At 72.5% G+C, this 26598-nt stretch carries 28 protein-coding genes; 7 read left to right on the top strand and 21 right to left on the bottom strand.

The window, feature by feature from the left end; genetic code table 11:
- Positions 1-12: 12 nt before the first annotated feature.
- The 14 genes from ISP_RS06220 to ISP_RS06155 form a co-directional block, all read right to left on the bottom strand.
- On the bottom strand, positions 13-732 hold the full coding sequence (locus ISP_RS06220; protein ID WP_013227246.1) for an SDR family NAD(P)-dependent oxidoreductase: 720 nt from the start codon (positions 730-732) through the stop codon (positions 13-15).
- Positions 733-742: 10 nt separating this feature from the next.
- Positions 743-1171 (bottom strand): anthrone oxygenase family protein, encoded by a 429-nt coding sequence (locus ISP_RS06215; RefSeq protein ID WP_230468384.1) that lies wholly within the window; start codon positions 1169-1171, stop codon positions 743-745.
- 134 nt (positions 1172-1305) lie between these two features.
- Complete coding sequence (locus ISP_RS06210; RefSeq protein WP_013227248.1) at positions 1306-1611, bottom strand: antibiotic biosynthesis monooxygenase family protein; 306 nt, start codon at positions 1609-1611, stop codon at positions 1306-1308.
- Positions 1608-1940 (bottom strand): antibiotic biosynthesis monooxygenase family protein, encoded by a 333-nt coding sequence (locus ISP_RS06205; protein ID WP_013227249.1) that lies wholly within the window; start codon positions 1938-1940, stop codon positions 1608-1610. Before ISP_RS06205 ends, ISP_RS06210 begins: the two co-directional genes overlap by 4 nt.
- A gap of 11 nt (positions 1941-1951) precedes the next feature.
- The gene (locus ISP_RS06200) at positions 1952-2686 is read right to left on the bottom strand and encodes an SDR family NAD(P)-dependent oxidoreductase (RefSeq protein ID WP_013227250.1); all 735 of its coding nucleotides are present in this window, start codon (positions 2684-2686) and stop codon (positions 1952-1954) included.
- A 19-nt stretch (positions 2687-2705) separates the two neighbouring features.
- A complete protein-coding gene (locus ISP_RS06195) occupies positions 2706-3155 on the bottom strand; it encodes an anthrone oxygenase family protein (RefSeq protein WP_013227251.1) in 450 nt (149 codons plus the stop codon).
- Positions 3156-3159: 4 nt separating this feature from the next.
- The gene (locus ISP_RS06190; RefSeq protein WP_013227252.1) at positions 3160-3627 is read right to left on the bottom strand and encodes an SRPBCC family protein; all 468 of its coding nucleotides are present in this window, start codon (positions 3625-3627) and stop codon (positions 3160-3162) included.
- Between the two features lies 1 nt (position 3628).
- Complete coding sequence (locus ISP_RS06185; RefSeq protein WP_013227253.1) at positions 3629-3874, bottom strand: acyl carrier protein; 246 nt, start codon at positions 3872-3874, stop codon at positions 3629-3631.
- A 24-nt stretch (positions 3875-3898) separates the two neighbouring features.
- Positions 3899-5137: a ketosynthase chain-length factor gene (locus ISP_RS06180; protein ID WP_176742108.1), complete on the bottom strand. Its 1239-nt coding sequence runs from the start codon at positions 5135-5137 to the stop codon at positions 3899-3901.
- The gene (locus ISP_RS06175; protein ID WP_013227255.1) at positions 5134-6393 is read right to left on the bottom strand and encodes a beta-ketoacyl-[acyl-carrier-protein] synthase family protein; all 1260 of its coding nucleotides are present in this window, start codon (positions 6391-6393) and stop codon (positions 5134-5136) included. Before ISP_RS06175 ends, ISP_RS06180 begins: the two co-directional genes overlap by 4 nt.
- On the bottom strand, positions 6390-6809 hold the full coding sequence (locus ISP_RS06170; protein WP_013227256.1) for a cupin domain-containing protein: 420 nt from the start codon (positions 6807-6809) through the stop codon (positions 6390-6392). Before ISP_RS06170 ends, ISP_RS06175 begins: the two co-directional genes overlap by 4 nt.
- A complete protein-coding gene (locus ISP_RS06165; RefSeq protein ID WP_014467263.1) occupies positions 6809-7105 on the bottom strand; it encodes a TcmI family type II polyketide cyclase in 297 nt (98 codons plus the stop codon). The genes ISP_RS06170 and ISP_RS06165 overlap by 1 nt, the downstream gene beginning before the upstream one ends.
- A gap of 176 nt (positions 7106-7281) precedes the next feature.
- Positions 7282-7836, bottom strand: coding sequence for a PadR family transcriptional regulator (locus ISP_RS06160; RefSeq protein ID WP_013227258.1), 555 nt, complete (start codon positions 7834-7836; stop codon positions 7282-7284).
- Positions 7837-7959: 123 nt separating this feature from the next.
- Positions 7960-9438, bottom strand: a complete 1479-nt coding sequence (locus tag ISP_RS06155; RefSeq protein ID WP_071831502.1) for a peptide MFS transporter — start codon at positions 9436-9438, stop codon at positions 7960-7962.
- A gap of 174 nt (positions 9439-9612) precedes the next feature.
- On the opposite strand from ISP_RS06155, the gene ISP_RS06150 reads away from it, so the two are divergent.
- Together ISP_RS06150 and ISP_RS06145 are read left to right on the top strand one after the other, a co-directional pair.
- Positions 9613-10629, top strand: coding sequence for a methyltransferase (locus tag ISP_RS06150; protein WP_013227260.1), 1017 nt, complete (start codon positions 9613-9615; stop codon positions 10627-10629).
- Complete coding sequence (locus ISP_RS06145; RefSeq protein ID WP_013227261.1) at positions 10626-12221, top strand: FAD-dependent monooxygenase; 1596 nt, start codon at positions 10626-10628, stop codon at positions 12219-12221. Before ISP_RS06150 ends, ISP_RS06145 begins: the two co-directional genes overlap by 4 nt.
- A gap of 64 nt (positions 12222-12285) precedes the next feature.
- Here ISP_RS06145 and ISP_RS06140 read toward each other — a convergent pair whose 3' ends face one another.
- Both ISP_RS06140 and ISP_RS06135 read right to left on the bottom strand, forming a co-directional pair.
- Positions 12286-13851: an FAD-dependent oxidoreductase gene (locus ISP_RS06140; RefSeq protein ID WP_013227262.1), complete on the bottom strand. Its 1566-nt coding sequence runs from the start codon at positions 13849-13851 to the stop codon at positions 12286-12288.
- The gene (locus tag ISP_RS06135; RefSeq protein ID WP_230468385.1) at positions 13848-14831 is read right to left on the bottom strand and encodes a tyrosine-protein phosphatase; all 984 of its coding nucleotides are present in this window, start codon (positions 14829-14831) and stop codon (positions 13848-13850) included. Before ISP_RS06135 ends, ISP_RS06140 begins: the two co-directional genes overlap by 4 nt.
- Before the next feature lie 229 nt (positions 14832-15060).
- On the opposite strand from ISP_RS06135, the gene ISP_RS06130 reads away from it, so the two are divergent.
- From ISP_RS06130 to ISP_RS06115, 4 genes are read left to right on the top strand one after another with little or no spacing between them, the layout of a single operon-like run.
- Complete coding sequence (locus ISP_RS06130; protein WP_013227264.1) at positions 15061-15927, top strand: LLM class flavin-dependent oxidoreductase; 867 nt, start codon at positions 15061-15063, stop codon at positions 15925-15927.
- A complete protein-coding gene (locus ISP_RS06125; protein WP_013227265.1) occupies positions 15924-16580 on the top strand; it encodes an SDR family NAD(P)-dependent oxidoreductase in 657 nt (218 codons plus the stop codon). The genes ISP_RS06130 and ISP_RS06125 overlap by 4 nt, the downstream gene beginning before the upstream one ends.
- Before the next feature lie 8 nt (positions 16581-16588).
- Positions 16589-17800: a cytochrome P450 gene (locus ISP_RS06120; RefSeq protein ID WP_013227266.1), complete on the top strand. Its 1212-nt coding sequence runs from the start codon at positions 16589-16591 to the stop codon at positions 17798-17800.
- Positions 17794-18747, top strand: coding sequence for a Gfo/Idh/MocA family protein (locus tag ISP_RS06115; RefSeq protein ID WP_013227267.1), 954 nt, complete (start codon positions 17794-17796; stop codon positions 18745-18747). Before ISP_RS06120 ends, ISP_RS06115 begins: the two co-directional genes overlap by 7 nt.
- A gap of 78 nt (positions 18748-18825) precedes the next feature.
- Here the strand turns inward: ISP_RS06115 and ISP_RS06110 are convergent, their stop codons facing one another.
- The 3 genes from ISP_RS06110 to lysX form a co-directional block, all read right to left on the bottom strand.
- Positions 18826-19416 (bottom strand): DinB family protein, encoded by a 591-nt coding sequence (locus tag ISP_RS06110; RefSeq protein ID WP_013223116.1) that lies wholly within the window; start codon positions 19414-19416, stop codon positions 18826-18828.
- Positions 19417-19489: 73 nt separating this feature from the next.
- Positions 19490-20056, bottom strand: a complete 567-nt coding sequence (locus ISP_RS06105; RefSeq protein ID WP_014466640.1) for a hypothetical protein — start codon at positions 20054-20056, stop codon at positions 19490-19492.
- Positions 20057-20119: 63 nt separating this feature from the next.
- Positions 20120-23443: a bifunctional lysylphosphatidylglycerol synthetase/lysine--tRNA ligase LysX gene (gene lysX, locus ISP_RS06100; RefSeq protein WP_013223114.1), complete on the bottom strand. Its 3324-nt coding sequence runs from the start codon at positions 23441-23443 to the stop codon at positions 20120-20122.
- Positions 23444-23681: 238 nt separating this feature from the next.
- Between lysX and panB the strand changes: the two genes are divergently transcribed.
- Entirely contained in the window at positions 23682-24551 is an 870-nt protein-coding gene (panB, locus tag ISP_RS06095; RefSeq protein ID WP_013223113.1) for a 3-methyl-2-oxobutanoate hydroxymethyltransferase, read from the top strand.
- Between the two features lie 8 nt (positions 24552-24559).
- Here panB and ISP_RS06090 read toward each other — a convergent pair whose 3' ends face one another.
- Together ISP_RS06090 and ISP_RS06085 are read right to left on the bottom strand one after the other, a co-directional pair.
- A complete protein-coding gene (locus ISP_RS06090) occupies positions 24560-25408 on the bottom strand; it encodes a cytochrome c oxidase assembly protein (protein ID WP_013223112.1) in 849 nt (282 codons plus the stop codon).
- A 1-nt stretch (position 25409) separates the two neighbouring features.
- The gene (locus ISP_RS06085) at positions 25410-26336 is read right to left on the bottom strand and encodes an undecaprenyl-diphosphate phosphatase (RefSeq protein WP_013223111.1); all 927 of its coding nucleotides are present in this window, start codon (positions 26334-26336) and stop codon (positions 25410-25412) included.
- Between the last annotated feature and the right edge of the window lie 262 nt (positions 26337-26598).

The following is a 26598-nucleotide window of genomic DNA, read 5'->3' as shown; positions in this document are numbered from 1 at the left end:
AAGCCTCCTGGTTCACATTCCGCCGTCGACGGCCAGCAGCGCGCCGGTGACGTAGGCCGACAGGTCACTGGCGAGGAACAGCACCGCGCCGGCGACCTCTTCCGGGGTACCGAGCCGGCCCAGCGCGGTCATCCGCTTGACCCGCTCGGCGACCGGCGGCGGAAGCTCGTCGCCGGTGTCGATCACGCCCGGCGCGATCGTGTTGACCCTGATCCCGCCGAACTCTTTGCACAGCGACCGGGTCAGGCCGATCACGCCCGCTTTCGCCGCGGTGTAGTGCGCCGCGCCCGCCATCCCGCGGAACGCCACCGAGGCACCCACGTTGACCACGCTCGCGCCCTCGGCCAGCAGGGGCACGCACGCCTGGGTGACCAGGAACATCGACGTCAGGTCGGTGTCGATCAGCCGGGTCCACCCGGCCGGGTCCAGCTCGGCCAGCGGGGCGTGCCCGTGCACGCCCGCGTTGTTCACCAGCACGTCCAGGCCGCCCAGCTGCGCCTTGCAGGTCTCCGCGACGCGCGCCACCTCCGACGCGACGGTCACGTCCGCGCGCACGACGCTGCCGCCGAGCTCGGCCAGCTCCCGCCGCAGCGACTCCGCGGCGGCGGTGTCCTCCCGGTGCACGGCGACCACGGTCGCGCCGGCCGACGCCAGCCCGAGCGTCACGGCCCGGCCGATCCCGCGGGTGCCGCCCGTGACGAGCGCCCGCTTGCCCTTCAAATCCAGTTCCACGATTTGCCTCCTATCCGGTCGCGACCACGGCGATCGCGTTGACCAGCAGTGCGGCGATCGCGAGACCGGTCCGCAGCAGGTTCCAGTTGCGCCACCGCGGGCGCGGGTCGTCCCAAGTGGACGGAACGGTTTCGAGCGTTTTGACCGACCGGTTGATCGGCACGTTGGCCAGGTGCGAAACCGCGGACACGCCGAGCAGCAGCACCGCCGCGAGTCCGAAGAGGACCGACGCGCCGGCGATCGCCAGCACGGCGTCGGCCACCACGGTGCCCAGCACGGTCAGCGGCATCACCGGGTCGTAGTTCTTCCCGATCAGCCGGTGGGCGGCCACGTACTGCTCGGGCTCCATCCCCCGGAATGCGGGCACCACGCTGAGCGCCACGCAGAACAGCACGCCGGCCGCGATCCCGCTGCCCGCGAGCACGAGCACCTCGAGCACGGCAACCACAATGGACTCCTAGTGTCGCATGCAGTGAATGACTCATTCCTGGCGTCCGACGCCATGAATGAGTCATTCACTGCATCGGACCAGCCGCCGCCAGGAGACTGTCGACGAACCTCAGCCGCGCGACACTAGTAGCTGGCCACGACCTGGTAGAGACCGAACGCGCTGCCCCGCGAGGCGTCCTGGTAGGGCCGCAGCGGCGAGGTCGTGCCGCGGTGGTCCGGTCCGGTCTCCCACTTCCGGAAGGCGTCCAGGTCGGCCCACTCGCTCATCACGACGAACGAGCGGGCCTCGCCCAGCGACTGCATCAGCTCGTTGCCGAGCAGGCCCGGCGTGCCGGACAGTTCGGCGCTGATGCGGTGGTAGGCCTCGGTGACGCCGCCGGTGTCGCTCTCCGGCGCCGCCGCGTAGATCAGCACCCGGACCCGGCTCACGCGGGAGCCCCGGCGCCGGCGCCGACCAGGTTGTGCACCACCCGCATCGTCTGCATGGAGCCCTTGCTGCGGTACGGGTGCAGCTTGCCGCGGTGCACCACGTGCTCCTCGCTGCGCTCGTACTCGCGGAACAGCTCCTCGCTGACCCAGTCGCTGACGATGTAGTAGACGCCCTCCTCCTCGTCGCCGCGGGAGAGCCACTGGCCGAGGTTGGCGCGCTGGCCGGTGATCGTGCCGGCGCTGTCGTACCAGACCTTCTCGAACTCCTCGCCCTTGCCGGGCAGGACCTCCATCCGCAGCATGACGCGGAAGACCTCGTTGTCGGCCATCGTGTTCCCTTTCAGATTCCGCCGTCGACGTGGACGGTCTCGCCGGTGATGTAGGACGACAGGTCGCTGGCCAGGAACAGCACCGCGTTGGCGATCTCCGCCGGGCTGCCCAGCCTGCCGATCGCCGTGAGCTGGTGATAACGCTGCTTGACTTCGTCCGGCAGCGGGCGTTCCGGCGTCTCGATCACGCCGGGCGCCACCACGTTGACCCGGATCCGGCGGCCACCCAGCTCCTTGGCCAGCGACCGCGCGAGCCCGATCAGCGCCGACTTCGACGCCGTGTAGTGCGCCCGCAGCGGGATGCCGACGGTCGCCACCCGGGAGCCGATCAGCACGATGGACGCGCCGTCGGACAGCAGCGGCAGCGCCTTCGAGATCAGCAGGTAGGCCGCGGTCAGGTTGGTGTCGAGGACGCGCTTCCACTCCTCGAGCGGCAGCTCGGCGAACGGGATGTGGCTGATCGCCCCGGCGTTGCTGACCAGGACGTCCAGCCCGCCCAGCCGCGTGCGGCACTCCTCCAGGAGCGTGTCGACCTGGTCGGGCCGGGTGACGTCGGCGAGCACGACGTGGTGTTCCCCGCCGATCTCCTTGAGCTCGCGGGACATCCTGGCGGCGGCCTCTTCGTCCGACCGCCCGCAGGTGACGAGGCCGGCGCCCGCCCCGGCGAACGCGTGGGACAGGCCGCGGCCGATCCCCCCGGTCCCGCCGGTGACCAGCACCCGTTTGCCGTCGAGCCTGATGCTCATGTCTCTCCTTCGAAGGGGGTCAGTACAGGACGGCGATGCCGTCGGCGAGCAGCGCGGCCGCCATCAGGACCGTGCGGGCGGTGTTCCACGCCTTCCAGCGCGCCCGCGGGTCCCGGCTGGGCCAGTCCGGGGGTTCGGCCGCCGGGTCGAGCTTCAGCACGAACCGGTTGATCGGCACGGCCTTGGCGACCGACACCGCGATCACCGACGCGACGAGCACCGCGGCGACCACGAACCAGGCGCCCGAGGGCGCGGTGATCGCGGCGACCACGTTGGCCAGCAGCGCGACCGCGTTGATGATCGGCATCGCCGGGTCGTACCGCGGCTGCAGGTACTGCACCATTTCGACGTAACGCCGGTAGGACAGCACCTGCATCATCGGCGCGAGCCCGACGGTGGTGCAGAACATGTCGCCCGCGGCGATCCCGCCGCAGACCAGCGCCAGCAGCGCGGCGATCTGGTAGCCCATGAGCTCAGACCGGCACTTCGGCTTCGCGCGCGGCCTGCTCGAGGAGCTGCTTGATCCTCGCCTGCTGCCGGACGCTGTTCCCGTTGATCCGGGCGGCCATCGCGTGGTCGTCGAGCGGGGCGCCGGGCTTCATCTCGAAGTCCTGCACCCAGCGCAGCCGCACCCCGCCGGCGACCTCGGTGTACTCCCAGAACAGCGTCATGTACTTGAACGGTCCGGTCTCGACGCGGTGCGAGAGCGTGGTGCGGGCCGCCTCGTCGAGGCGCCGTTCGGACACCCACGCCCACACCTTGCCGTTCTCGTCTGGGTGCAGCGCGAGCCGGAAGGTGATCCGGTCGTCCCGGCGGTCGAGCACCGTGGCCTCGCCGTACTCGTCGAACAGCTCGGTCCACGACTCGACGTCGTTGGTCCGCTGCCAGACCAGCTCCATCGGCGCCTCGATGAACACGCTGTTGTCCGTGTGCGCGGCCATCTCAGGCGATCCCGACGGGGTTGTTGATGTAGCCCAGCAGCTGCCGCAACGTCATCGACTCGGCGGTGACCTCCTCGGGGATACCGCGCCCGGAACGCTGCTGCAGCCGCGCCGCGATCTCGAGCACCGCCAGCGAGTCGTAGCCGAGTTCGGCCATCTCGACGTCCAGGATGTCGCCGTCCAGGTCGACGGACTCGTCGGTTCCGCACGTGCGCAGGACCTGTTTGAGATCTTCGAGCGTGAGCACGTTCTCCTCCTTCGTGGTCAGGGATCAGCGGGTGAGCACGAGCGCCGAGTTGAACCCGCCGAAGCCCCGGGCCAGCACCAGCGCGGTCCGCACCCGCGCGGGCCGGGGCTCGGAGACCAGGTCGAGGTCGTGGGCGAGTTCGGTGACGCCGACGGTCGGCGGCAGGACGCCGTCGCGCATGGCCAGCAGCACGCAGGCGACGTCCAGGGACGCGCCGCCCGCGGCCAGCCGCCCGGTCATCGTCTTCGGCACCGTGACCGGCACCCCGCGGGCGCCGAACACCCCGGCCAGTGCCGCGGCTTCCTCGGCGTCGCGCTCTCGCGTCCCCGCGCCGTCGGCGAACACGACGTCCACATCGGACGGCCGCAGGCCCGCGTCCGCCAGCGCGCCGGTGATCGCCCGGAGCAGCCCGCCGGGGCGGCCGGAGCCCGGCCGGGGATCGAACGTCGCCGCGTACCCCGCGACCCGTCCGTACACTTCGGACACTCCGCGGGCGCGGGCGGAGCTTTCGTCCTCCAGCACCAGGATCGCGCCGCCCTCGCCCGGCACGTGGCCGGAGGCCCGCACGTCGAACGGCAGGTACTCGCCGCGGGTGAACTGCCCGCCGGCGCTTTGGCACACCAGCGCGTACGGCGACAGCGCCGCCTCGGTGCCGCCGGTGACCACGGCCTTGGTGCCGGTGCGCAGCATCCGCCGGCTTTGCGCGAGCGCGTCCAGGCCGCCCGCCTGCTCGGCGACGACGACCCCGCAGGGGCCGCGCATCCCGTGCCGGATGGACAGCTGGCCGGTGGTCGCCGCGTAGAACCACGCGATCGACTGGTACACCGACACGTATTCCGGGCCGGCGCTCCACAGCCGCTCGATCTCCCGCTGGCCGAACTCGTTGCCCCCGGACGAACTGGCGGTGATCACGGCGAGGTCGTAGTCGTCGAAGTCCCGCTCACCCCCGGCGCCGATGCCCGCGTTCCGCAGGGCCTCCTCGGTCGCGGTCATGGCGAGCCGGGTCCAGCGGTCGGTCTGCACGGTGATCCGGTTGGGCAGGGACTCCGCCTCGTCGGACACCGCACCGACCTGCGAGACCGGGTAGCCCGTGGCGTCGAACCGGGTCACCGGCGCGAGCCCGCTGCGCCCGGCCAGCACGTTCGCCCAGAAGTCCTCGACGCCGACGCCGTTGGGCGCGACCACCCCGATCCCGGTGATCACCGGGGCGGCCGCCGCCGTCTCCGATGTCGGCACAGTCGTCACAGTGGTCACAGTCGTCATACCGGCTCCCGGGTCAGGACAACGGCCGTCTGGAACCCGCCGAAGCCGCTGCCGACGGTGAGCACGGTGTCCAGCCCGGTTTCCCGGGCGACGTTCGGCACGTAGTCGAGATCGCATTCCGGGTCGCGCTCGTGCAGGTTCGCCGTCGGCGGCACGACCTGGTGCTCCAGCGCCAGCGCGCAGGCCGCGACCTCCAGCGAGCCGATCGCGCCGAGCGAGTGCCCGATCATCGACTTGATCGAGCTGACCGGCACGCGGTAGGCGTGCGCGCCGAGGCTGCGTTTGACCGCGGCGGTCTCGTGCCGGTCGTTCTGCTTGGTGCCCGAACCGTGGGCGTTGACGTAGCCGACGCGGTCGCCGGGCAGGCTGGCCCGGCGGAGAGCGACGTCGATGGCCTCGGCCAGCTCGCGGCCGTCGGGTTTCAGCCCCGTCATGTGGTAGGCGTTCGCCCTGGTCGCGAAGCCGGAGACCGCGCAGTAGACGTGCGCGCCGCGTCGCCGGGCGCTCTCGGCTTCCTCGACGACGAAGACGGCGGCCCCTTCGCCGAGCACGAAACCGTTGCGCGTGCGGTCGAACGGACGGGACGCGCGCGCGGCGTCGTCGTTGTCGGGGGACGTGGCCTTGATCGCGTCGAAGCAGGCGACGGTGATCGGCGAGATCGGCGCGTCGGTGGCGCCGGCGAGCATGACGTCGGCCTCGCCGGACTCGATGAGCCCGGCCGCGTGGCCGATCGCGTCGAGCCCGGAGGTGCAGCCGGTGGAGATCGTGGCGACCGGGCCCTGTGCGCCGCAGCGCCAGGCGACTTCGGCCGCGAAACTGCTCGGGACGAGGTACTCGTACAGCTGCGGGGCGGCCTTGGCGGGGTCGACCACCCAGTCGCGGGCCCCCGCGGAGACGGTGAGGTACTCGTTCTCCAGCCCGATGGTGGCGCCGACGGCGCTGCCGATCGTGACGCCGAGCCGGTACGGGTCGAGCGCACCCGGGTCCAGGCCGCCGTCGACCACGGCTTCGTCCGCGCAGACGAGCGCGAACTGCGCCGCGCGGTCGAGGCGCCCGGACTCCTCGGCGGTCAGGCCGTTGAGCTCGCCCTCGAAGTCGCACTCGGCCGCGATGCGCGAGCGGAACCGGGAGGCGTCGAAGGCCGAGATCGGCCGGGTCGCGGTGCGGCCTTCGGTGAGCAACGCCCAGAAGGCCTTGGTGCCGATGCCGCCCGGGGCGACGACGCCGATGCCGGTGATGACCGCGGTCCTCGTCACGGTGCCCCCACGGCCGGCTGGGCCTCGGCCGGCGCCGGCAGCTCCTCGGTGTCGACGTGGCCGAGCTCCGGGCGCGGGGCCAGCGGGCACAGGTGGAACACCGCCTCGGCGGGCTCGCCGGTGTGGTTCTCCACCCGGTGGCGGGCGTTCTTCGGCACGACGAGGCCTTCACCCTCGTACAGGACGTAGGCCGCGCCGTCGACGCGGGCGGTCAGCTCGCCGCGCGTGACGTAGAGGAACTCCTCGGAGTAGGGGTGGTAGTGCTCCGAGACGAACTCCCCCGGCTGCAGGGTCAGCACCCCGAGGAAGCCGGTCGTGGCGCCGGCGGTCTTGGGCCCCAGGACGACTCGCAGCTCGCCGCCGCGGCGGCGGTTGGGCTCGGCGTCGGCGTAGGAGGCGATCTTCAGCTCCCCCATCAGACGGCCCGCCAGCTGTAGAAGCGGTGCGCCATCGCGTCGGCCGGGCCACGCCAGGTCTGCGGGTCGTACGGGGTGATGAACGCGTCGAGCTTCGTGTTGATGTCGGTCCACAAGGGACTCTTGCGGGCCTTGGCGAGCCCCTCGGCCAGCGGCCGTTCGGCTTCGATGAGGTGGAAGTACAAGCCCTGGTAGGAGAACAGCGAACGCGCCGTCACACCCACCGTCGCCGGGAGCTCCCCGGCGTCGGACTCGCCGAATATCCCGGCCACCGATTCCGCCGAGTCCGGATCCATGCGTGCCACGATGAGAGTGCGTTCCACCCGTGCCGCCCTTCCCTGAAGCGAGGTCCCGATGTTTTCGCGGGCAGGGACGATGTTCGTCGGCCGCATTAGAGAACGGTTCGAAATCCGGTCGCACTTTTGCCGGGCCGCGATTTCACGCGGACCGGACGCGGAATCGGCGGCGCCGCTCAGCCCACCCGGGCCGGATCGCCGCTCATCGTGGCGAGCACGCGGCGCAGCCAGTCCAGCTCGGCGTGCCCGACGGCGCACAGGTAGTCCAGCTCCATGACGCGCTTGAACTCCAGGTGCGGGCCCGCGGCCGCCAGCTGGGCGGCGTACTCGGCGAGCCGGCCTTCGAGCCGGATCCGGCGCTGCCGCAGCGCCGACACCTGCAGGTCGGCGTCCAGGTTCCCGAGCAGCGACAACGCCGCGCCGAAGGCCGGGATCTCCTCCGGCGTGGTGACCAGGCGGGACAGCTGCGTCGCCATCTCCTCACCGCCGTCGGGGGTGATGCGGTACACCGTCCGCTCCGGGCGGCGCCCCTCCCGGGTGGTCTCGACCGGCTCGATCAGCCCGTCGGCCTGCAGCCGCTCGATGGCCCGGTAGATGCTGCGCGGCAGCCCGGGGATGATGTTGTCCTTGTGCCGCTGGCGGATCAGCCGCAGCATCTCGTACGGATGCCGGTCGCCTTCGTTGAGAAAGCACAGCACGGTCAATGCGGCGAAATCCCGCGTTCGGTTCACGGCACTTCCTTTCCGAAGTATTTCGTTCCGCACTATTTCACCGGCCGGATTTTCGAGGCACGGGAAGGCGGACAATGGGAGGAGCGCCGATTCCGCGGGGAATCGGCGCTCCTCGGGCGGAACTCAGCGGGCCGCGACGGCCACCGCGGGCGCGGCGGGTGTGCCCGTGACGGGCACGGCGAGCCGGGCGGTCAGCGACCGCCGGGCGAGCACGAGCGCGAGCCCGGAGCCGAGGCCGGCGCCCGCCAGCACGAGGTAGTAGACCGGGCGCGGGAGCACCGCGGACAAGTGCACGAGCTGGCTGCCGATGCCGGCACCGAAGGCCGAGCACATCCAGTACAGCCCCATCGTGCGCCCGGCGAAGGTCGACGGCGCGACGTCCACCGAAGCGCTGAGGCCGACCGGCGCGAGCACCACCTCGCCGAGGGCGAGCAGCAGGTAGACCGCGATCAGCCACCAGGGTGAGACCAGGCCGCCGGCGGCGAGCCCCGATGCGGCGCTCATCAGCAGCATCGACCCCGCGGCGGCGGCCAGCCCGATGGCGATCTTCACGGGCAGCGGGATGCGCTCGCCCGCGCGGGTCCACAGCACCGCGAGCACCGGCGCGAGCACGAGCATGAACAACGGGGTCGCGGAGGCGAACCAGCCGGCCGGGATCGTGAACCCGCCGAGCCGCCGGTCGGTCGCGTGCTGGGCGAACAGGCTGAGCAGGGAGTTGCCCTGGATGACGAACATCCAGAACAACGCGGTCGCGGCGAGCACCCAGCCGAACGCCGTCACCCGGCTCCGCTGCGGCACGCTCAGCGCGGGGCTGCGGCGCAGGACCAGGAAGTAGGCCACCGGCGCGATCAGCGAAAGCAGGCCCATCGCGATCACGACGTGCATCAGGGTGAACGTGCCCGCCAGCACGTCGGCGGCCGCCGGCACGGCGACGACGCCGGCGGCGATCCCGGCGATCAGGGCGGCCTTGCGGCGCTCGGCCGCCGAGGCCGGGTGCCCCGGTTTCCGCCCCAGGTCGCCGAAGGACCGGCTGCCCAGCACGAACTGCGCGACCCCGAAGGTCATGCCGACGCCGGCGGCGGCGAACCCGAGGTGCCAGTCGACGGTCTCCCCCAGGAACCCGGTCACCAGCGGCGCGACCAGTGCGGACAGCTGGATGCTGACGTAGAACAGCGAGAGCGTCGACTCGCGCTGCGCGCTCTGGCCGGGTCCGTGGAACCGGCCGAGCAGCGCGAGCATGTTCGGCTTGAGCAGCCCGGTGCCCGCGGCGATCAGCCCGAGCCCGAGCCACGTCGCGGCGGCGGCCGGGACGAGCATGGTGAAGTGCCCGAGCGCGATGCCCGAGCCACCGATCACCACGGCCCGGCGCTCGCCGAGCACCCGGTCGCCGAGCCAGCCGCCGGGCATGGCGGCCATGAAGACGAGACCGACGTACGCGCCGAAGAGCGCGGCCGCGGTTCCCATCGGCAGGCCGAGCCCGCCGCGGGCGGGTGGGGCCGCGGCGTAGAGCGCGAGGATCGCGATCATGCCGAAGAAGCTGAAGCGTTCCCACATATCCGTGAGGAACAACGTGACGAACCAGCGTGGGCGACCTAGGACCATGCGGCGAGCATGCGGCGGTCGCTTCGAGCACTGCTGGAGAAGGACTCGCGGCCTCGCGCGCGCGGCCGGCCACGCGCGCGAGGCCGGCCGGAACAACCGCACCGCACGCGGACCCGAGTCTTTTTCGAGCGCCTGGTGGTGTTGTTCGGCCCGACGCCCCGAAAGGAGACCGATGTGAGCGGTCCGTCCACTTTGAACGACATCAACCGGCTGGGTATCGCGTTCGCCGAAGCGAAGGTCGTGCTGGCCGCCGTCGAGCTCGGCCTCTTCACCCGGCTGGGGGCCGGGCCCGCGACCCGGGACGAGCTGTGCGCCGCGCTCGGGCTGCACCCCCGCGCCGCCCGGGATTTCCTGACCGCGTTGACCTGCACCGGGCTCGTGCACCACGAGGACGGCAAGTACGCGGCGAGCCCGGCCGCCGACACCTACCTCGACAAGACCAAGCCGACCTACGGCGGCGCGTTCCTCGAACGCGCGAACCGGATGATGTACCCGGCGTGGGAGAACCTCTCCGGGCTGCTGCGCACCGGCGAACCGCAGCTGGCCGGCCGCGAAGACCAGGCCGCCGCCTTCGAAAAGATGATGGGCAACCCCGATCACCTGCGGAACTTCCTGCGGATGATGGACGCCGTTTCCGGGCCGCTGGCGCCGGAACTGGCGACGAAGTTCGACTGGAGCGCCCACCGCACGGTGCTCGACGTCGGCGGCGCGCGCGGCAACCTGCTCGCGCAGGTGCTCAAGGCCCACCCGCACCTGACCGGGACGGTGTTCGACCTGCCCCCGATCGAGCCCATGTTCGACGAGCACATCGCCGGCTTCGGGCTGACCGACCGGGCGCGGTTCGCCGGCGGCGACGCGTTCACCACCGAACTGCCCGCGGCCGACGTCGTCGTCACCGGGCACGTCCTGCACGACTGGGGCCCGGCCGAGCGGACCGAACTGGTGCGGCGGATGGCGCGGGCGGTGAACCCGGGCGGTGCGCTGCTGATCTACGACATGCTGCTGGAACCGGCACCGGCCGACCCGTGGAACACGCTGATCAGCCTCAACATGCAGCTGCTCTCGCCCGGTGGGTCCGAGTACACCCTCGCCGAGTGCGAGGAGTACCTCGCCGCGGCCGGGCTGTCCGATGTGGACACCGTGCGCCTCGGCGACCACGACACCCTCGTCATCGCCCGGAAGCCCGCATGAGCTCCGCACGGGTGCCCGTCCTCGTCGTCGGCGGCGGCCCGGTCGGCCTGTCCACCGCGCTGTTCCTGACCCGGCACGGCATCGCGCCGACACTGGTGGAGCGCCGGGACTCCACGTCGTGGCTGCCGCGCGCACCGGGCATCCAGGCCCGGACGCTGGAGATCTTCGCCGCGGCGGGCCTCGAGCGGGCGATCCGCGCGCTCGAGATGGGGGACTCCCACCCGTACTTCGAGGGCGGCATCCTCCGCACCCCGACCCTGGCCGAGATCGGCACCGCCGAAGTCGTCGAGTCGCCGTCTCTGGACGGCGCGGAGATCAGCCCGCAGCGGGTGATGGGCTGCGGCCAAGACCGCTACGAGCGCGTGCTGGCCGAGCACGCCCGCGCGGGCGGCGCAACGCTGGAGTTCGGCACCAAGCTCGTCTCCTTCACCGCCGGTGAGGACGGGGTGACCGCCGAACTGGAGTCCGTCGCCGACGGCACGCGGCGGACGATCGAAGCCGATTACCTCGTCGCCGCCGACGGCGCGAGCAGCTTCGTCCGGCGCACGCTCGGGATCACCCAGGAGGGGCGGGGCACGGTCTTCCACGCCCTGAGCATCTACTTCCGGGCCCCGCGCCTGGAAAGCGTGATGCACGACCGCAAGTTCATCCTGTGCTACGCCACCAAGGGCCCGACGGTGATGACGCTGTCCCGGCTGCACGGGTGCGACCCGTGGGCCGGCGCCGCGCTGTACGACCCGGCCGAGGAGTCACCGGCCGACTTCACCGAGGAGCGGTGCGTGCAGGTCGTGCGGGACGCCGCCGGGGTGCCCGACCTCGAGGTCGAGATCGTCGGCACCGTGCCGTGGGAGGGTGCCCAGCGGGTGGCCACCACGTTCCGGGCCGGGCGGGTGCTGCTCGCCGGGGACGCCGCGCACGTGCACCCGCCCGCGGGCGGGTTCGGCGCCAACACGGGCATCCACGACGCGCACAACCTGGCGTGGAAACTCGCGGCCGTCCTGCGCGGCTGGGGCGGGGACCGGCTGCTCGACAGCTACGACGCCGAGCGGCGTCCACTCGGGACGGCCATGGCCGACCAGGCGTTGCTGCGCAACCGGATCCGGCACGGCCACGCCTCGGCGGCGGACCGGGCCCGGATGGTCGACGACATCATCGTCACCCTCGGCTACCGGTATTCGTCGTCGCCGGCCATCGCGGTCGAGGACGACGACGCCCCGGTGCTCACGCCGCGCCTGGAGCTGACCGGGCAGCCCGGCACCCGGGCCCCGCACGTGTGGCTCCGCCGCGACGGGAAGCGCGTTTCGACGGTCGAGCTGTTCTTCGGCTCGTACGTGCTGCTGGCCGGCCCCGACGGCGAGAAGTGGCACGACGCGGCCACCGTGGTCGCCACCGAAACCGCGGTGCCGTTGCGCTCGTTCCGGATCGGCCGTGAGCTGGTGGAGGACGAGGGTGCCGACTGGGCGAAGGCCTACGGGGTCGCGCCTGACGGCGCGGTGCTGGTGCGTCCGGACGGGTTCGTCGCGTGGCGCACGACGGAGGCCGGGCACGACCCGAAGGCCACCTTGCACACGCTGCTGGAATCCCTGGTCTGACCGTTCCCCGAAACAGCTGAAGCGCCTTCGCCGGTGGATTCCGGCGAAGGCGCTTCAGTGCGTTTCAGACCGTCACCGGCTCCCGGCAGTGCAGGGCCGCCAGCACGTCGCCCAGGTCCTCGGGTGTGAACCCGGATTCCTTGCGCCAGGCCACGAACCCGTCCGGACGGACCAGCAGCGCCCCGGTCCCGGTGATGCCGTGCCGGGCCTGCCCGGCGCCTTCGAGCACGAAGGACCTGAGTCCGGTGTCCACCTTCGTGCCGGTGAGCAGGACGTACTCGCGTCCGTAGCGGTCGAGGGTGGACCCGCTGCCGAGCAGCAGGTGCGGCGCCCGCGTGCCCGGCTGCCCGGTCAGCTCCGCGGGCTCCAGCGCCACCGGTCCGTCGCCGTCGGCGAACGGGCCCGGGTAGCGGTACCCGAACACCGCGGCGTCGTAAGGCACCGGTGCGTGCCCGGCGGGCGCGGCCACCTTGGCCCCGCCCCGCGCGTTCATCAGCAGCAGCGCCTGCCCCAGGGTGAACTCCGCGACCGGACGGCGCTCGGCGTCGTAGGTGTCCAGCAGCGCCTCCCCCGCCCGGCCGCTCAGCACGTGCGCGAGCTTCCAGGCCAGGTTGTGCGCGTCCTGGACGCCGGTGCCGGCGCCGAACGCGCCGGTCGGCGGCATGACGTGCGCGGCGTCGCCGACGAGGAACACCCGCCCGGCGCGGTAGGTGTCCGCGACGAGCGCGCCGACTTCGTAGCCGAGCACCCGCACGCCGTTGTCCAGCTGCGGGACGAGGGAGACCGGCAGATCCGGCACGCCGGTCGCGGCCCGGATCGCGGCCACGCAGCGCTCGTCCCCGAAGTCCTCGATGTGCTCGCCGCGCTCGGGGAAGTACGGGGTGTTGAACACCCAGCGCCGGTCGCCGCCGTGCGGGAACAGCACCGTGCCTTCGGCGGGCGTGGTGAGGTGGCACGACGCGACGAACCGGCCGTTCGCCGGGTCGTGGCGACCGCGCATCGGCCCGGACAGGTCGGCGTCGAAGACCATGCTCGCGACGTGGCCGATCCGGCCGGGACCGTGCCGTCCGATGCCGAGCAGCGACCGCACCGTGCTGCCGTTGCCGTCGGCGCCGACCACGTACGCGGCCCGGATCCCGCGCTCGCCGTCCACAGTGGACACCGCGGCGGTGACCCCGGTTTCGTCTTGGTCGAGCCGGACGAGCCGGTGCCCGAACCGCACGTCCGCGCCGAGTTCCTCGGCCCGTTCCCGCAGCACGTGCTCGAGCCGGTCCTGGTCGATCATCCCCCAGCCGGACGGGCTGACCTCGGCACCGCCGCCCGCGTCGGCGGGCGGTCGCTGTTCGGTGCGGCTGAGCTCCTCGCCGGCCAGGGTCACCGCGCGCAGGAGGTACACCGAGGGCAGTTCGCTCACGTAGCCGCCGCTGTCGGTGACCGCGGACGCGAGCCCGACCTGGCGGAGCAGCTCCGCCGTCCGGGGGTTGATGCTGCGGGCCCGCGGGTGGATCAGCGTCCCGGAATGCCGCTCCACCACGGCGGTGCGCACGCCGAGCCAGGAGAGGAAGGTGGCGGCGGCGAGCCCGGTCAGGCCGCCGCCGGCCACCAGGACGTCCACAGTGGTCGTCTTCACCGCGGGGCCTCCAGCAACGCGTGCCGCAGCTGCCGGGTCAGCCGGTCGGTGACGCCGAGCGCCGCGAGGTAGGCCGGGAACGAACCGTAGTCGCGGGCGACCTGGTCGTAGGCCGCGTCGAGGTAGGTGGCCACGGTGCCGGAGGACATCAGGTAGTCCTGGCGGATGACGTCGTCGGGCACCCCGAGCACCTTGAGCAGGATCACCGTCATCCAGCCGGTGCGGTGGTTTCCCCCGGTGCAGTGGTAGAGCAGCGGGCGCTGACCGGCGTCGGCGATGTGGGCCAGCGCGTCGACGAACTGGTGGCCCAGGTTCGGGTTCGAGACCAGCAGCCGGTAGTTGTCCATGATGGGGTCACCGGTGGACGGCGGCGTGTTGGGGTCCGGCGGCACCGCTTGATCCGGGTCGCCGACCGGTTCCGCGACGTGCGTGACGCCTGCCGGAATCGGGTCCGGGCCCTCGGCGGCCGCTTCCGCGCTCGAGCGGAGATCCACGTCGTCCTTGATCCCCAGGCCGGCGAGCTCTTCGCGGCCGGTCGCGGTGGCGGGCGTCAGCCGCGCGGTGCGGAAGATCGTGCCCCACCGGATGCGCAGACCGTCCGCGGCCGGGTAGCCGCCGAGGTCGCGGGCGTTCTTGACGCCGTCGAGGTCGACGAGCTTCGCGGCCACCCCCTCGCCCAGCCGCGCCCCGCCGGGCACGATGGTGAAGTACCAGCGGGACGCCGGCGCCAGGCCGGTCACGGTCACCGCCCCCGTGGCGTCCTTCGCGACCAGCACGCCGTCCTGCGCCTTTTCGATCGGGTGGGTGGCGGCGTACACCGACACCGAGCGGACGTCGTTCGCGGGTGACCAGCTCAGCTGGTAGCTGCCGTCGGCGGCCCGCACCGCCGTGGCACCGGCGATCGGCAGCGGCCGCGGATCACAGGCGAACGCGGAAGCACCGCCGGTCAGGACGGCGGTGGCGGTGAAGACGGCCGTCACCACCCCACCTCGCCGCAAGGACAAGCGCAACATAACGGTCTTCTTCCTCTGGGTCGGATCAGGAACACGTGCGGGACACGCGCGCGGCCCCAGGCTCGTCACCACCGGTCGAAGCGCGTTGGGACCCGGCTCGACGGCCGGCCGGGAGTCCCAGCCGGGTCCCAACGAGGTTCGAGTCCGCGCGCCGACCATGCGAGGCGAAGCTGCCACCGGAAGACTGGAGACCGGCATGCGGATCGGGGTCGGCCTGCCCGCGATGGTTCCGGGCACCCGCGGCGCGGACCTGCTCGGCTGGGCCGTGACGGCCGAGGCGAGGGGCTTCTCGACGCTCGGGGTGCTCGACCGGATCGTCTACCCGAACCACGAGCCGCTCACCACGCTGGCGGTCGCGGCCGGAGCGACGCGCCGGATCCGCCTGTCCACGACGGTGCTGCTCGGCGCGACCCGCAACCCGGCCGTGCTGGCCAAGCAGGCGGCGACCCTGCACGAGCTGTCCGGCGGGCGGCTGGAGCTCGGGCTCGCCGCGGGCGGGCGGCGCGACGACTTCGACGTCACCGGCACGTCGTTCACCCGGCGCGGCCGGAACCTGGACGAGCTGATCACCACCGTGCGCCGGACCTGGCGCGACGGCGAGATCGGCCCCACCCCCGCGACGCCCCCGCCGGTGCTGCTCGGCGGGCACTCCGAGGCGGCGGTGCGGCGGGCCGCCGCGATCGCGGACGGGTGGATCTCCGGGAGCGGCTCGGCCGAGCCGTACGCCGACCGGCTCACCCGGCTGCGCAAGGCCTGGGCCGACGCCGGCCGCACCGACGAACCCCGGCTGGTCGCGCTGGCCTACTTCGCGCTCGGCCCGGACGGGAGCACGCTGGCCCGCGCCTACCTCGGCGGCTGCTACCGCGGGATGGGCCGCTACGCCGAGCGGGTCATCGGCGAAACGCTGCTCACGCGGGAGGCGCTCGCCCGCACCGCCGCCGAGTACGCCGACGCCGGCTGCCAGGAGCTCGTGCTCTTCCCGTGTTCGGCCGAGCTCCGCCAGCTCGACCTGCTCACCGAGGCCCTGTCCGGTACGGGTCTGCTCGGTGCGGGGCTGTCGTGAGGGCGCTGGTCACCGGGGCGGGGCGCGGCATCGGGCTCGCCGTCTGCCGTCACCTCGCCGACGCCGGCTTCGAGGTCGTCGCGTCGGCGCGGCGCCTCGCCGACGCCGAGGCCGCGGGAACCGGCCGGGCCGTGCGGCTCGACGTCACCGACGCCGGCTCGGTGGCCGCCGCGCTCGATCAGGCCGGCCCGGTCGACATCCTGGTGAACAACGCCGGGGTGCTCCTCGACGCCGGTGCGCCGCCCGAGTCCGTCCCGCCCGAGCTCGTCGCCGAAACCCTGGCGGTCAACGCGCTCGGCGCGCTGCGCGTGTCCCAGGCCGTGCTGCCGGGCATGTTCGACCGCGGCTGGGGCCGGATCGTCATGGTGTCGAGCGGCACCGGGGCGTTCAGCCACGGCCTGTTCACCGGCGCACCGGCCTATTCGGTGTCCAAGACCGCGCTGAACGCCGTGACCGTGCTGCTCGCGAACTCCGCGCGCGGCCGGGGGGTGCTAGTGAACGCGGTCAACCCCGGCCGCGTGCGCACCCGCATGATGCCCGAGGCCGACGGGGACCCCGCGACCGCGGCCGCCGACATCGCCTGGGCCGCCACGCTGCCCGGCGACGGGCCGACCGGCACCTTCTTCCGTTCCCGCGAACCGATCGATTGGTGAGGATCCCGATGACCGAAGCCGTGACGGCACTGCCCGCGTTCCCCTTCCGCGTGCGCACCCCCGGGGAAGCGCTCGACGAGTACGCGAAACTGCGCGCGGAGGCGGCGGTGACCCGGGTCCGGCTGCCCGGCGGCCACGAAGGCTGGCTCGTCCTGCGCCACGCCGAGGTCCGGACCGTCCTCACCGACCTGCGGTTCAGCAAGGAAGCGATGACCAGGCCGGACGCGCCGAGGCTGATCCCGGTGCACCGCGGCTCGCGGTCGCTGGTGAACCTGGACCCGCCGGACCACACCCGGTTGCGCAAGCTGGCCTCGCGCGAGTTCACCCAGCGGCGGGTCGACACGCTGCGGCCGCGGATCGAGGAGATCACGGCGGGCCTGGTCGACGCGATGACCGGCAGTGCGCAGACCACCGCCGACGCGGTGACCGCGCTGGCCCTGCCGCTGCCGATCACGGTGATCTGCGAACTGCTCGGCGTCGAACCCGCCGAACAGGCGCAGTTCCGGCAGTGGGGCGACAAGGTGCTCACCGTCGGCGGACCGGGCGCGGACGCCGACGCGGCGCGCGAGGCCGCCGGCGCGCTCATGGGCTACCTCACCGGGCTGCTCGAGCGCAAGCGCGCCCGGCCGGGCGAGGACCTGCTGACCCGGCTGCTGCAGGCCCAGGAGGACGGCGACTCGCTCGACGACGGGGAACTGCGCACGCTCGCGATGACGATCCTGATCGCCGGCTACCACACGACGGTCAGCGCGGTGTCGCACCTTCTCGTGCACCTGCTGGAAGATCCGGCGCGGTACCAGTCCATCGTGGACGATCCGGGTCTGATCGGCACCGCCGTCGAAGAGGCACTGCGCTACAGCCAGGTCGCCGGCGGGTTCGGCTCGATGCGGATCGCGCTCGAAGACGTCGAGCTCGGCGGGGTGACGATCCGGGCGGGCGAGCCGGTGATCCCGCTGATCAACTCCGCGAACCGCGACGAATCCGCGTTCGCGGCGGCGGACGAGCTGCGGCTGGACCGCACCGACAACCCGCACCTGGCCTTCGGCGCGGGCATCCACTTCTGCCTCGGTGCCGCCCTCGCCCGGCTGGAACTGCGGGTGCTGCTGGAAACCCTGGTGGCCCGGCGGATCCCGCTCGCACTGGGCGTCCCGGTGGACGAGCTGTCGTGGCACCTCGCGACCGCGTTCCCCCGCCCGGCCGAGCTGCCGATCCGATGGTGACCGCGCCGAGGTTCGGCATCCTGGGCTGCGCCGACATCGCCGCGCGCAAGACGGTTCCGGCGATGGCCACCGCGGGCCTGCGGGTCACCGCGGTGGCGAGCCGGTCGGCGGCGAAGGCGGCGGCCTTCACCGCCCGGTTCGGCGGCGAGGCCGTGACCGGCTACGCGGCGCTGCTGGAGCGGCCGGACGTCGACGCGGTGTACATCCCGCTGCCGATCGCGCTGCACCAGGAATGGGCGGAGGCGGCCCTCGAAGCGGGCAAGCACGTGCTGGTGGAGAAAACGGCGACGATCGGGACGGCCGCGGCCGCGCGGCTGGTCGAGCTCGCGACCGCGCGCGGGCTGGTGGTGATGGAGAACTTCGCGTTCCCCCACCACTCCCAGCACGCCGAGGTGGCGGAGCTGGTGACGAAGGGCGTGGTCGGCGAGCCCCGCCTGATCACCGCGGACTTCGGCATCCCGCCGACGGCGCCGTCCGGGATCAAGTACTCCGGCGCCCTCGGCGGCGGCTCGCTGCGCGAGACCGGGTGCTACCCGATCCGGGCATCCTGGCCCTACCTCCGCACCCCCGAGGTGGCCGGCGCGGTGCTCGTGCGCTCCGGCGAGGTGGACGTGTCCGGCAGCGCGCTGCTGAGCGACGGGGAGGTGGCGGCCCAGTGCTCGTTCGGGTTCGTGCACACCTACCGGAACGCGATGTCGGTGTGGGGCAGCGAGGGCCGGCTGACGCTGGACTGGGCGTTCACCCCGCCGGCCACGACGCGCCCGGTGCTGCGCCTGGAGTCCCAGGACGTGCGGGAAGAGCGGACGCTCCCGGCGGACGACCAGTTCCGCAACGTCCTGCGGCACTTCGCGAGCCTGATCGGCGACCCGGCCGGACGCGCCTGTGAGTACGAAACGCTGCTGACCCAGGCCCGGCTGCTCGAAGAGGTCGTCGCGCGGGCGTCGTGACCCGCCTGTGCACCGGGGTCGGGGGGGGGGGGGGGCGCCGCGGGGCCCCCCCCCCCCGGGGCCGGGGCCGGGGCCGGGTCAGGCTGGTTGGGACTGTGGGGTCCAGGGCTTGATCCAGGGGGACTCCGGCCAGCCCTCGGCGGCCGCCATGAGGGGCATGGCCGTGCCGCCGTCGATGTGCTCGCGGATGATGTCGGCGTGGCCCGCGTGGCGGGCCGTCTCCTGGATCAGGTGCAGCAGGACCCAGCGGACCGACCACGCGTCGACGTCCGGCGGGAACCACGGGACGCCTTTGGGCACCGGGACCGCCTGGCCCAGGTCGTCGATGCCCGCGATGACCTCCGCCGTGCGGGCGGCCACCTCGTCGTACCGGGCCAGTGCGCCTTCGAGGGTCTCGTCCTCGCCCAGGCGGTGCGCTGACTCCCACTCCGCCACGGCCTCGCCGAACGGCTTCTGCGGCACCTGCAGCACCGTGTCCATCCAGCTGTACTCGGTCGCCGCGACGTGCTTGATCAGGCCGCCCACCGACAGTGCGCTCTTCGTCGAGGTCAGTCTCGCCTGTTCGTCGGTCAGCCCGTGGGCCGCCAACCTGAGCACGTACCGCTGCTGCTCCAGGAAGCTCAGCAGCCCGTCACGCTCGTCGGCCACCGGGCGCACGTTTCCCGCCATGTCGATCCTTCCGCCAAGAGATGCTTACGGGCGATCGTGCCACCCACCACCGACATTTCCGGCGGGAAACCGGCTATCGATGCGCGTGCCGCGGCGCCGGCTTGACGAAAGCGTACGTGCCGCCGATGGCGTACAGGGCCGCGCGGACCACCAGCTGCGCCCGCGTGAAAACGCCTTCGTAGGCGTCCAGCTGCCGAGCGAGCACGACGGCCAGCCAGGTCGCCAGCACCAGCACCAGGCCCACGACCGCGAGCGCGCGCCAGCCCGGCGGCCACCACAGGATCAGGCTGATCACCCCGGCCACCAGGACGACGCTGAGCAGCGCCGACAGCAGGTCGCTGCGCTCGGGGTAAAGGGCCTGCAGCAGCGCGAGCGCGCCGAACGCGCTCACCGAGATCGAACTGAGCCGCGCGGACCACTGGACCGGCCCGAGCCGGTGCAGCGGGGGCCCGGCGAGCAGGAACGCGACCCCGGACACGGCGAGCAGGACCCGGAACACGGGCGGCCCGGTCAGCAGCGCCTCGGCCGGGTCCCGCACCGGGGAGACGCCGGTGGGCAGGAAGAATTCCAGCAGCCAGCCCGAATACGCCAGGACGGCCACCCCCATCAGGAGGGCCGAGGCGATCCGAGCCGTGCGCACGAGGCAGAGCGTAAGCGACCGGCCGCGCCACGGCCCGTCGCCGTGACCAGGTCCACCGACTCGTTATGCCTGCGGTCGGACGAAGGGGAACAGGACCGTCTGGCGGATGGAGGCACCGGTGAGCATCATGAGCAGCCGGTCGACGCCCAGGCCGAGCCCGCCGGTCGGCGGCATCCCGTGCTCCAAGGCGAGCAAGAAGTCTTCGTCCAGCTCCATCGCCTCGACGTCACCGCTGGCCGCGCGCAGCGACTGCCCTTCCAGCCGCCGCCGCTGCTCGATCGGGTCGGTCAGCTCGGTGTAGGCCGTGCCGACCTCCGACCCGAACGCGATGAGGTCCCAGCGTTCGGCCAGCCGCGGGTCCACCCGGTGCTGGCGGGTCAGCGGCGAGACGTCGGTCGGGTAGTCGGTGTAGAACGTCGGCAGCACGGTCGCGCCCTCGACGAGGTGCTCGAACGCCTTGAGCACGAGGTCGCCGTGGCTCGGGTCCTCCCCCACCGGCACCCCGGCGGCCACGCACAGGCGGCGCAGCTCGGCCACCGGCGTCCCCGGGTCGATCTCCTCGCCGAACCTCGCCGAGACGGCTTCGTGGACCGGCACGACCGGCCAGTCGCCGGAGATGTCGTACTCGACGACCTTCCCGTCGGCGTCGGGCCGCCGGACGACCTGAGCCCCGTACGCCGCTTCGGCCGCGTGCTGGACCAGTTCGCGGGTCAGCGTCCGCATCGTGTCGTAGTCCGCGTACGCCTGGTACGCCTCGAGCATCGTGAACTCGGGGTTGTGCGTCGCGTCGACGCCTTCGTTGCGGAAGTTGCGGTTGAGCTCGAAGACCCGCTCGACGCCGGCCACGCACAGCCGCTTCAGGTACAGCTCGGGCGCGATCCGCAGGTACATCCGCATGTCGTAGGCGTTGATGTGGGTGACGAACGGCCGGGCGTTGGCGCCGCCGTGCACCGTCTGCAGCATCGGCGTCTCGACCTCGAGGTAGTCGGCGTGGTGCAGCCGGTCGCGCACCGCGCGGACCACGGTGGACCGCAGCCGCAGCATGTTCGTCGAGTCCGGGTTGACCGCCAGGTCGAGGTAGCGCTGCCGGACCCGCGTCTCCGGGTCGGTGAGGCCCTTTCGCTTGTCGGGCAGCGGGTGCAGGCACTTCGCGGTGACCGTCCACTCGTCGACGAGCACCGAAAGCTCGCCGCGCTTCGACGTCACGACCTGGCCGCTGACGCCGACGTGGTCGCCGAGGTCGACGCCGGTCCGCCAGCGGGTCAGGTCCAGCTCGCCGGCCTCCAGCATCAGCTGGATCTCGCCGCTGAAGTCCTTGACGCGGGCGAAGCACAGGCCGCCGAGGATGCGCAGGTTCAGCACCCGCCCGGCGATCCGGACCCGGTGCCCGGTGGTGGTGTCCGGCGCCAGGTCGCCGTACTTCGCCACGACGTCCCCGATGTGGTCGTCGCGGCGGAAACCGACCGGGTACGGGTCGATGCCGGCCTCGCGCAGCTTGTCGAGCTTGGCGATGCGGACGCGGACCTGTTCGGGCCGCCGCCAGGCCTTCGGCGCCGGTGCCGCCGCCGACTCCTCGATCTCCTTGACGCGCGCGACGAAGTCCTCGCTGACCGTCTCCAGCCGCAGCGACCGCGCCCGTCCGGTCGGGACGAACCCTTCGAGCGCGCCCGCGACGATGCCGACCCGCGGCAGCCGCCGGGCCGAGGAGTAGCAGAGGAACCGCGGCTCCCAGTCCGGCCCGTACTTGGCGTTGGACCGGTACAGCGACTCCAGCTGGAAGAACCGCGAAAACACGCTGAGGATGCCACGCCAGGCCCGCAGCACCGGGCCGGCGCCGATCCGCTCGCCCTCGGAGAACACCGCGCGGAACATCGCGAAGTTGAGCGAGATCCGCTGCGCGCCGAGGACCTGCGCGGCCGCGACCGTCTCGGCGATCATGTACTCGTTGAGGCCGTTCTCGGCGTCGCGGTCGCGGCGCATGAGGTCCAGCGAAAGCCCGCGGCGCCCCCACGGGACGAACGACAGCAGCCCGCGCAGCTCGCCGTGGGCGTCGTAGGCCTCGACCATCACGCTGCGGCCGTCGCTGGCGTCGCCGAGCCGGCCCAGCGCCATCGAGAACCCGCGTTCGGTCTCGGCGCCGCGCCAGGCCTGCGCCCGGGCGAGCAGCTCGGTCATCTCGGCCTCGGGGATCTCGCCGTGGCGGCGGACCCGCGAGGTGTAGCCGGCCCGCTCGATGCGCTTGACGGCCTGGCGCACCGAGCGCCGCTCCGGGCCGGCCAGGCTGAACTCGCGGACGTCGAGCACCGCTTCGTCGCCGATTTCCAGGGCACGCAGACCCGCCCCGGTGTACGCCTTCGCGCCGCGTTCGCTCGCCCCGAGCACGCCCGGGGTCCAGCCGTACGTGCGCGTCTCGTCGAGCCACGCCCGGACCGCGTCGGGCCACGCCTCCGGGTCGCCGACCGGGTCGGCGCTGGCGACGCTCGTGCCGCCGAGGACGCGGTAGGTCACCGCCGCGCGGCCGTTCGGCGCGAAGACGACGCTCTTGTCGCGCCGGGTGGCGAAGTAGCCGAGGGAGTCGTCCTCGCCGTGTTCGGCGAGCAGCCGGCGCAGGCGGAGCTCGTCCTCGTCGGTCCGCAGGGCGCGGCTGCGCACGCCGCGGAAGAGCAGGTACAGCGCCGCGGTGGCGACCGCCGTCGCGCTGAGGTCGAGGAACAGGTCCAGCCAGCCGGGCCCTTCGCCCACGCCGATCCGGCGCAGCTGCAGGTTCTCGCCCGTGGCGTGGTTGACGACCCAGGCGAAGCGCTCCCACGTGTCGCCGAGGTGGCCGGGGAACGCCTCGGTCAGGCCCCACCCGACCAGGATGACCACGGCGATGCCGCCGAACAGCATGCTCAGGCCGTCGCGCCAGGCGCTCGGCGCGAGGCGGGCCGGGAACGCCGGGCGCAGCGCGAGCAGGAGCACGATCAGCCCGACCGAGACGGCGTCGGCGATGGTCAGCACCCACAGCTGCGCGGGGATGTGCCGGACCTGCTTCGGGCCGAGGGTCAGCACGTCGGGTGACCAGAGCAGGGTCGCCTGGAGGGCCAGCGTGAGCAGCAGCCCGCCGACCTGGAACAGCACCAGGGTGTACAGCGCGGCCTTCTTGCGGCGGCGCAGGGCGGCTCCGAGCACCACCAGCAGCAGCACCATGATCAGGCTCTCGCTGGTCGGCACGCTCAAGCCGGAGAAGGCCATGTCGATGCCGTTGAGCACGCGGCCGTGCGGGCCGCCGGTGAAGAGCAGGATCACGGAGAACACCGCGGCCAGCTGGACCACGGTCGCGGCGATGCCGCCCGCCTTCGCCTTCCAGGCGGGGAGGCGAGGGCGCGAGCTCGCGAGGTTTCCCATGGGTGGTTTCGTCGCCTTTCGCGGCCGGTCGGGGGTCATGCCCTCTTCTTGACGTAAGTGAACCCGGGTTGGTTGTCCCCGGACATCAACCTGAAGGCTGACGGCCCGTCCTCCCCGGGGGTGTGAAGCTTGTCGCACGCGGTTGGGGCCGGTCCGGGGGCGTGTCACTCTTTGAGACGCCTCTGTTCCACGACCCGGGGACCTCGACGAGGCCTCGAGGGAAGGACGGTCGACGACGATGTCTGCCAGCGCCGAAGAACCCGCCCCCTACGGCACCGGACCCGCCGCTCCCGCGGCACCCGCCCCGGGCCGGAAGGTCCGCGTCCACCACCTGCGTGAGCTCAAGGAACGCGGCGAACCGTGGCCCATGCTCACCGCGTACGACATGTACACCGCCGCGCTGTTCGACGAGGCCGGGATCCCCGTGCTGCTCGTCGGCGACTCCGCGGCCAACAACGTCTTCGGTTACGACACGTCGCTGCCGGTGACGGTCGACGAGCTGCTGCCGCTGGTCCGGGCGGTCACCCGGTCGGTCAAGCGGGCCCTCGTGGTCGCCGACCTGCCGTTCGGCTCCTACCAGCTCTCGCCGCAGCAGGCGCTGGAGACGTCGGTGCGGTTCATGAAAGAGGGCCGCGCGCACGCCGTGAAGCTCGAGGGCGGGCGGCGGTTCGCCGCCCACGTCGAGGCGCTGACCTCGGCCGGCGTGCCCGTGATGGGCCACATCGGCTTCACCCCGCAGAGCGAACACAACCTCGGCGGCTACCGGGTGCAGGGGCGCGGCGAAGCGGCGGACGTGCTGCTCGCCGACGCGCTGGCGCTGCAGGAGGCCGGGGCGTTCGCGGTGGTGATGGAGATGGTGCCCGCCGAGGCCGCGAAGCGCGTCACGGCGGAGCTGAAGATCCCGACGGTCGGCATCGGCGCGGGCCCGGACTGCGACGCCCAGGTGCTCGTCTGGCAGGACATGGCCGGGCTGCGGCGTGGCAAGGCGCCGCGGTTCGTCAAGCGCTACGCCGACGTCGCGACGGTGCTGCAGGACGCGGCGACCGCGTTCGCCGAGGACGTCCGCCGAGGTGAATTCCCGGCGCCGGAGCACGCGTTCCACGACTGAACCCCGGGTCACCGGCGCTGGAACCGTTCCGCGAGCGCCGGGTCGTTCTCCCACCACAGGCCGGTCTCCGGCGCTGCGTCCAGCTGGCCGTCGATCTGCTTCGCCCGCCGTTCGTCGTCGCGGGCCCACCGCACGAACAACGCGACGACGAACGGCAGGCCGGCGACGTCGCCGCCGATCCACAGCACGCCCGCGCCGATGATCTGGTCGGTGCGCGGATCCGGGCCCCAGCCCGGGTGCGCGGCGGCGTAGTGCGCCGGGGCGAGCAGCGGGCCGAGCCACAGCACCAGGCCGAGCGCGCCGTCGAAGACGACCTCGGCGAAGGCGATCCACACCGACACCAGGTGCGGGTCCTCCCGCGGCGTCGGATCGAGGCCCAGGCGCGTCCAGAAGTACGTGAAGCCGGCGAGCACGAGCCCCAGCCGGACCAGGCCGTCGACGAGCGGTGAGCGCAGCGTGAGGTCGTAGAGCGGCGTCAGGTACAGCACCAGCACCGGGGCGACCAGGACGGCCGTGACGACCGGCGGGAACGTCAGCGCGCGGGCGAGCGGGCCGCGGCCGTGCCGCCGCAGCCACGGGACCTCGGCGGTCTCCAGGAGCAGCCGGACGGGCGCGCCCAGGGCGAGCAGCAGCGGCGTGATCATCAGCAGCGTCACCGTCTGGACCGCGCGGACCCAGAAGAACGTCGTGTCGTAGACCGCCAGCGGTGAGCACGTGACGACCAGGATCGTCGCGAGCCCGGCGAGGAACGCCGTCGTCCGGCCCGGCGGCCAGCCGCGGCGGCGGGCCGCGCGGACGTAGAGCGTGCCCGCAGCGAGTACGCCGAGGACCGCCGGGGCGTCGAACGTCAGCGGCACGTCAGACCGCGAAGAAGATCAGGCTGCCGATTCCGGCGACCGCGCAGTAAATGGCGAACGGGGTCAGAGTACGCGTTTCGAAGTATCCGGTGAGGAATCGGACAGAAATGTACGAAGCGACCCCGGCGATGACGCTGCCGACGAGGGCGGGGCCGAGCGAAGCGTGGTTTTCGGGGGCGAACAGCGTCGGCATCTTGAGCACGCCCGCGGCCAGGATCACCGGCGTGGCCAGCAGGAAGGCGAACCGCGCCGCATCCTCGTGCCCCAGCCCGCGGCGCAGGCCGGCGACCATCGTGATGCCCGAGCGGCTGATGCCCGGCAGCAGCGCGAGGATCTGCGCGGCGCCGATCAGCACCGCCTCGCCGACCCCCAGCTTCGCCAGCCGGACGTCGGTGGCTTCCTCGACCGAGACCGCGCGCATGACCAGCGTGTCTTCGGTGGAAAAGTCCACTGTGTCCGCTTCCGCCGCGGGCTTCTTCCGCGAGAACTTCTCGGCGGCGTACAGGACTCCGCCGTTGAGCGTGAGGAAGATCGCCGCGGGCACGGGCTTGCCGAGGAAGTCGCGCAGCAGGCCCTCCAGGAGCAGGCCGGCCAGCCCGACCGGGATGGTGGCCAGCACGAGCAGCCACGCGAGCCGCTGGTCGGGAGTGCGCACCTCGCGCCGGCGGATCGACGTCCACAGCCCGCCGATGATCCGCACCCAGTCCTTGCGGAAGAACAGGACCAGCGCGAGCGCGGTGGCGACGTGCATCGCCACCAGCACCGCGAGGTACGGCGAGTCCTTGCCGATGCTCAGGTCCCGCTGCCACGAGCCGCCCAGCCAGGCGGGCAGCAGGATGCTGTGCCCGAGACTCGACACCGGAAACAATTCCGACACCCCTTGCAGTGCGCCGACGACAATCGCCTCGAGATAGGTCACCGCGGACATTTCGTACCCCTTTTTCCAAATCCCGACACCGGAAAGTACCCGGCCTTTCGTTAGCGCCGGGCAAGGGGGACGCGCGCGCTCAGCGTCATCACAGCTGTCATTCACATACATGAACATCAGTCATGTTCTTGACTGGTGTTCGGCTCGTGGCTTAGCGTTTAGCCCGTCGCCGCCACGACGAAGCATCGAACCTCGACGAGGAGGACGGAATGCGTGTGCGGATCGCCGGCCGTCGTGACCACCCCGACGGCCTTGCCCGAGG

It is taken from the genome of Amycolatopsis mediterranei (genome assembly GCF_026017845.1).
GTDB classification, from domain to species: Bacteria; Actinomycetota; Actinomycetes; order Mycobacteriales; family Pseudonocardiaceae; genus Amycolatopsis; species Amycolatopsis mediterranei.
Note: the sequence above shows the minus strand (reverse complement) of the source record. Positions and strands in the feature narration are given on the sequence as shown.

Bases quoted from the DNA above. Each gene is read 5' to 3' on its own strand.
- ISP_RS06205 (WP_013227249.1), bottom strand. From the start codon at position 1,940: ATGGCCGACAACGAGGTCTTCCGCGTCATGCTGCGGATGGAGGTCCTG.
- ISP_RS06200 (WP_013227250.1), bottom strand. From the start codon at position 2,686: ATGAGCATCAGGCTCGACGGCAAACGGGTGCTGGTCACCGGCGGGACC.
- ISP_RS06195 (WP_013227251.1), bottom strand. From the start codon at position 3,155: ATGGGCTACCAGATCGCCGCGCTGCTGGCGCTGGTCTGCGGCGGGATC.
- ISP_RS06190 (WP_013227252.1), bottom strand. From the start codon at position 3,627: ATGGCCGCGCACACGGACAACAGCGTGTTCATCGAGGCGCCGATGGAG.
- ISP_RS06180 (WP_176742108.1), bottom strand. From the start codon at position 5,137: ATGACGACTGTGACCACTGTGACGACTGTGCCGACATCGGAGACGGCG.
- ISP_RS06170 (WP_013227256.1), bottom strand. From the start codon at position 6,809: ATGGGGGAGCTGAAGATCGCCTCCTACGCCGACGCCGAGCCCAACCGC.
- ISP_RS06165 (WP_014467263.1), bottom strand. From the start codon at position 7,105: ATGGATCCGGACTCGGCGGAATCGGTGGCCGGGATATTCGGCGAGTCC.
- ISP_RS06155 (WP_071831502.1), bottom strand. From the start codon at position 9,438: ATGGTCCTAGGTCGCCCACGCTGGTTCGTCACGTTGTTCCTCACGGAT.
- ISP_RS06145 (WP_013227261.1), top strand. From the start codon at position 10,626: ATGAGCTCCGCACGGGTGCCCGTCCTCGTCGTCGGCGGCGGCCCGGTC.
- ISP_RS06130 (WP_013227264.1), top strand. From the start codon at position 15,061: ATGCGGATCGGGGTCGGCCTGCCCGCGATGGTTCCGGGCACCCGCGGC.
- ISP_RS06120 (WP_013227266.1), top strand. From the start codon at position 16,589: ATGACCGAAGCCGTGACGGCACTGCCCGCGTTCCCCTTCCGCGTGCGC.
- ISP_RS06115 (WP_013227267.1), top strand. From the start codon at position 17,794: ATGGTGACCGCGCCGAGGTTCGGCATCCTGGGCTGCGCCGACATCGCC.
- ISP_RS06110 (WP_013223116.1), bottom strand. From the start codon at position 19,416: ATGGCGGGAAACGTGCGCCCGGTGGCCGACGAGCGTGACGGGCTGCTG.
- lysX (WP_013223114.1), bottom strand. From the start codon at position 23,443: ATGGGAAACCTCGCGAGCTCGCGCCCTCGCCTCCCCGCCTGGAAGGCG.
- panB (WP_013223113.1), top strand. From the start codon at position 23,682: ATGTCTGCCAGCGCCGAAGAACCCGCCCCCTACGGCACCGGACCCGCC.
- ISP_RS06085 (WP_013223111.1), bottom strand. From the start codon at position 26,336: ATGTCCGCGGTGACCTATCTCGAGGCGATTGTCGTCGGCGCACTGCAA.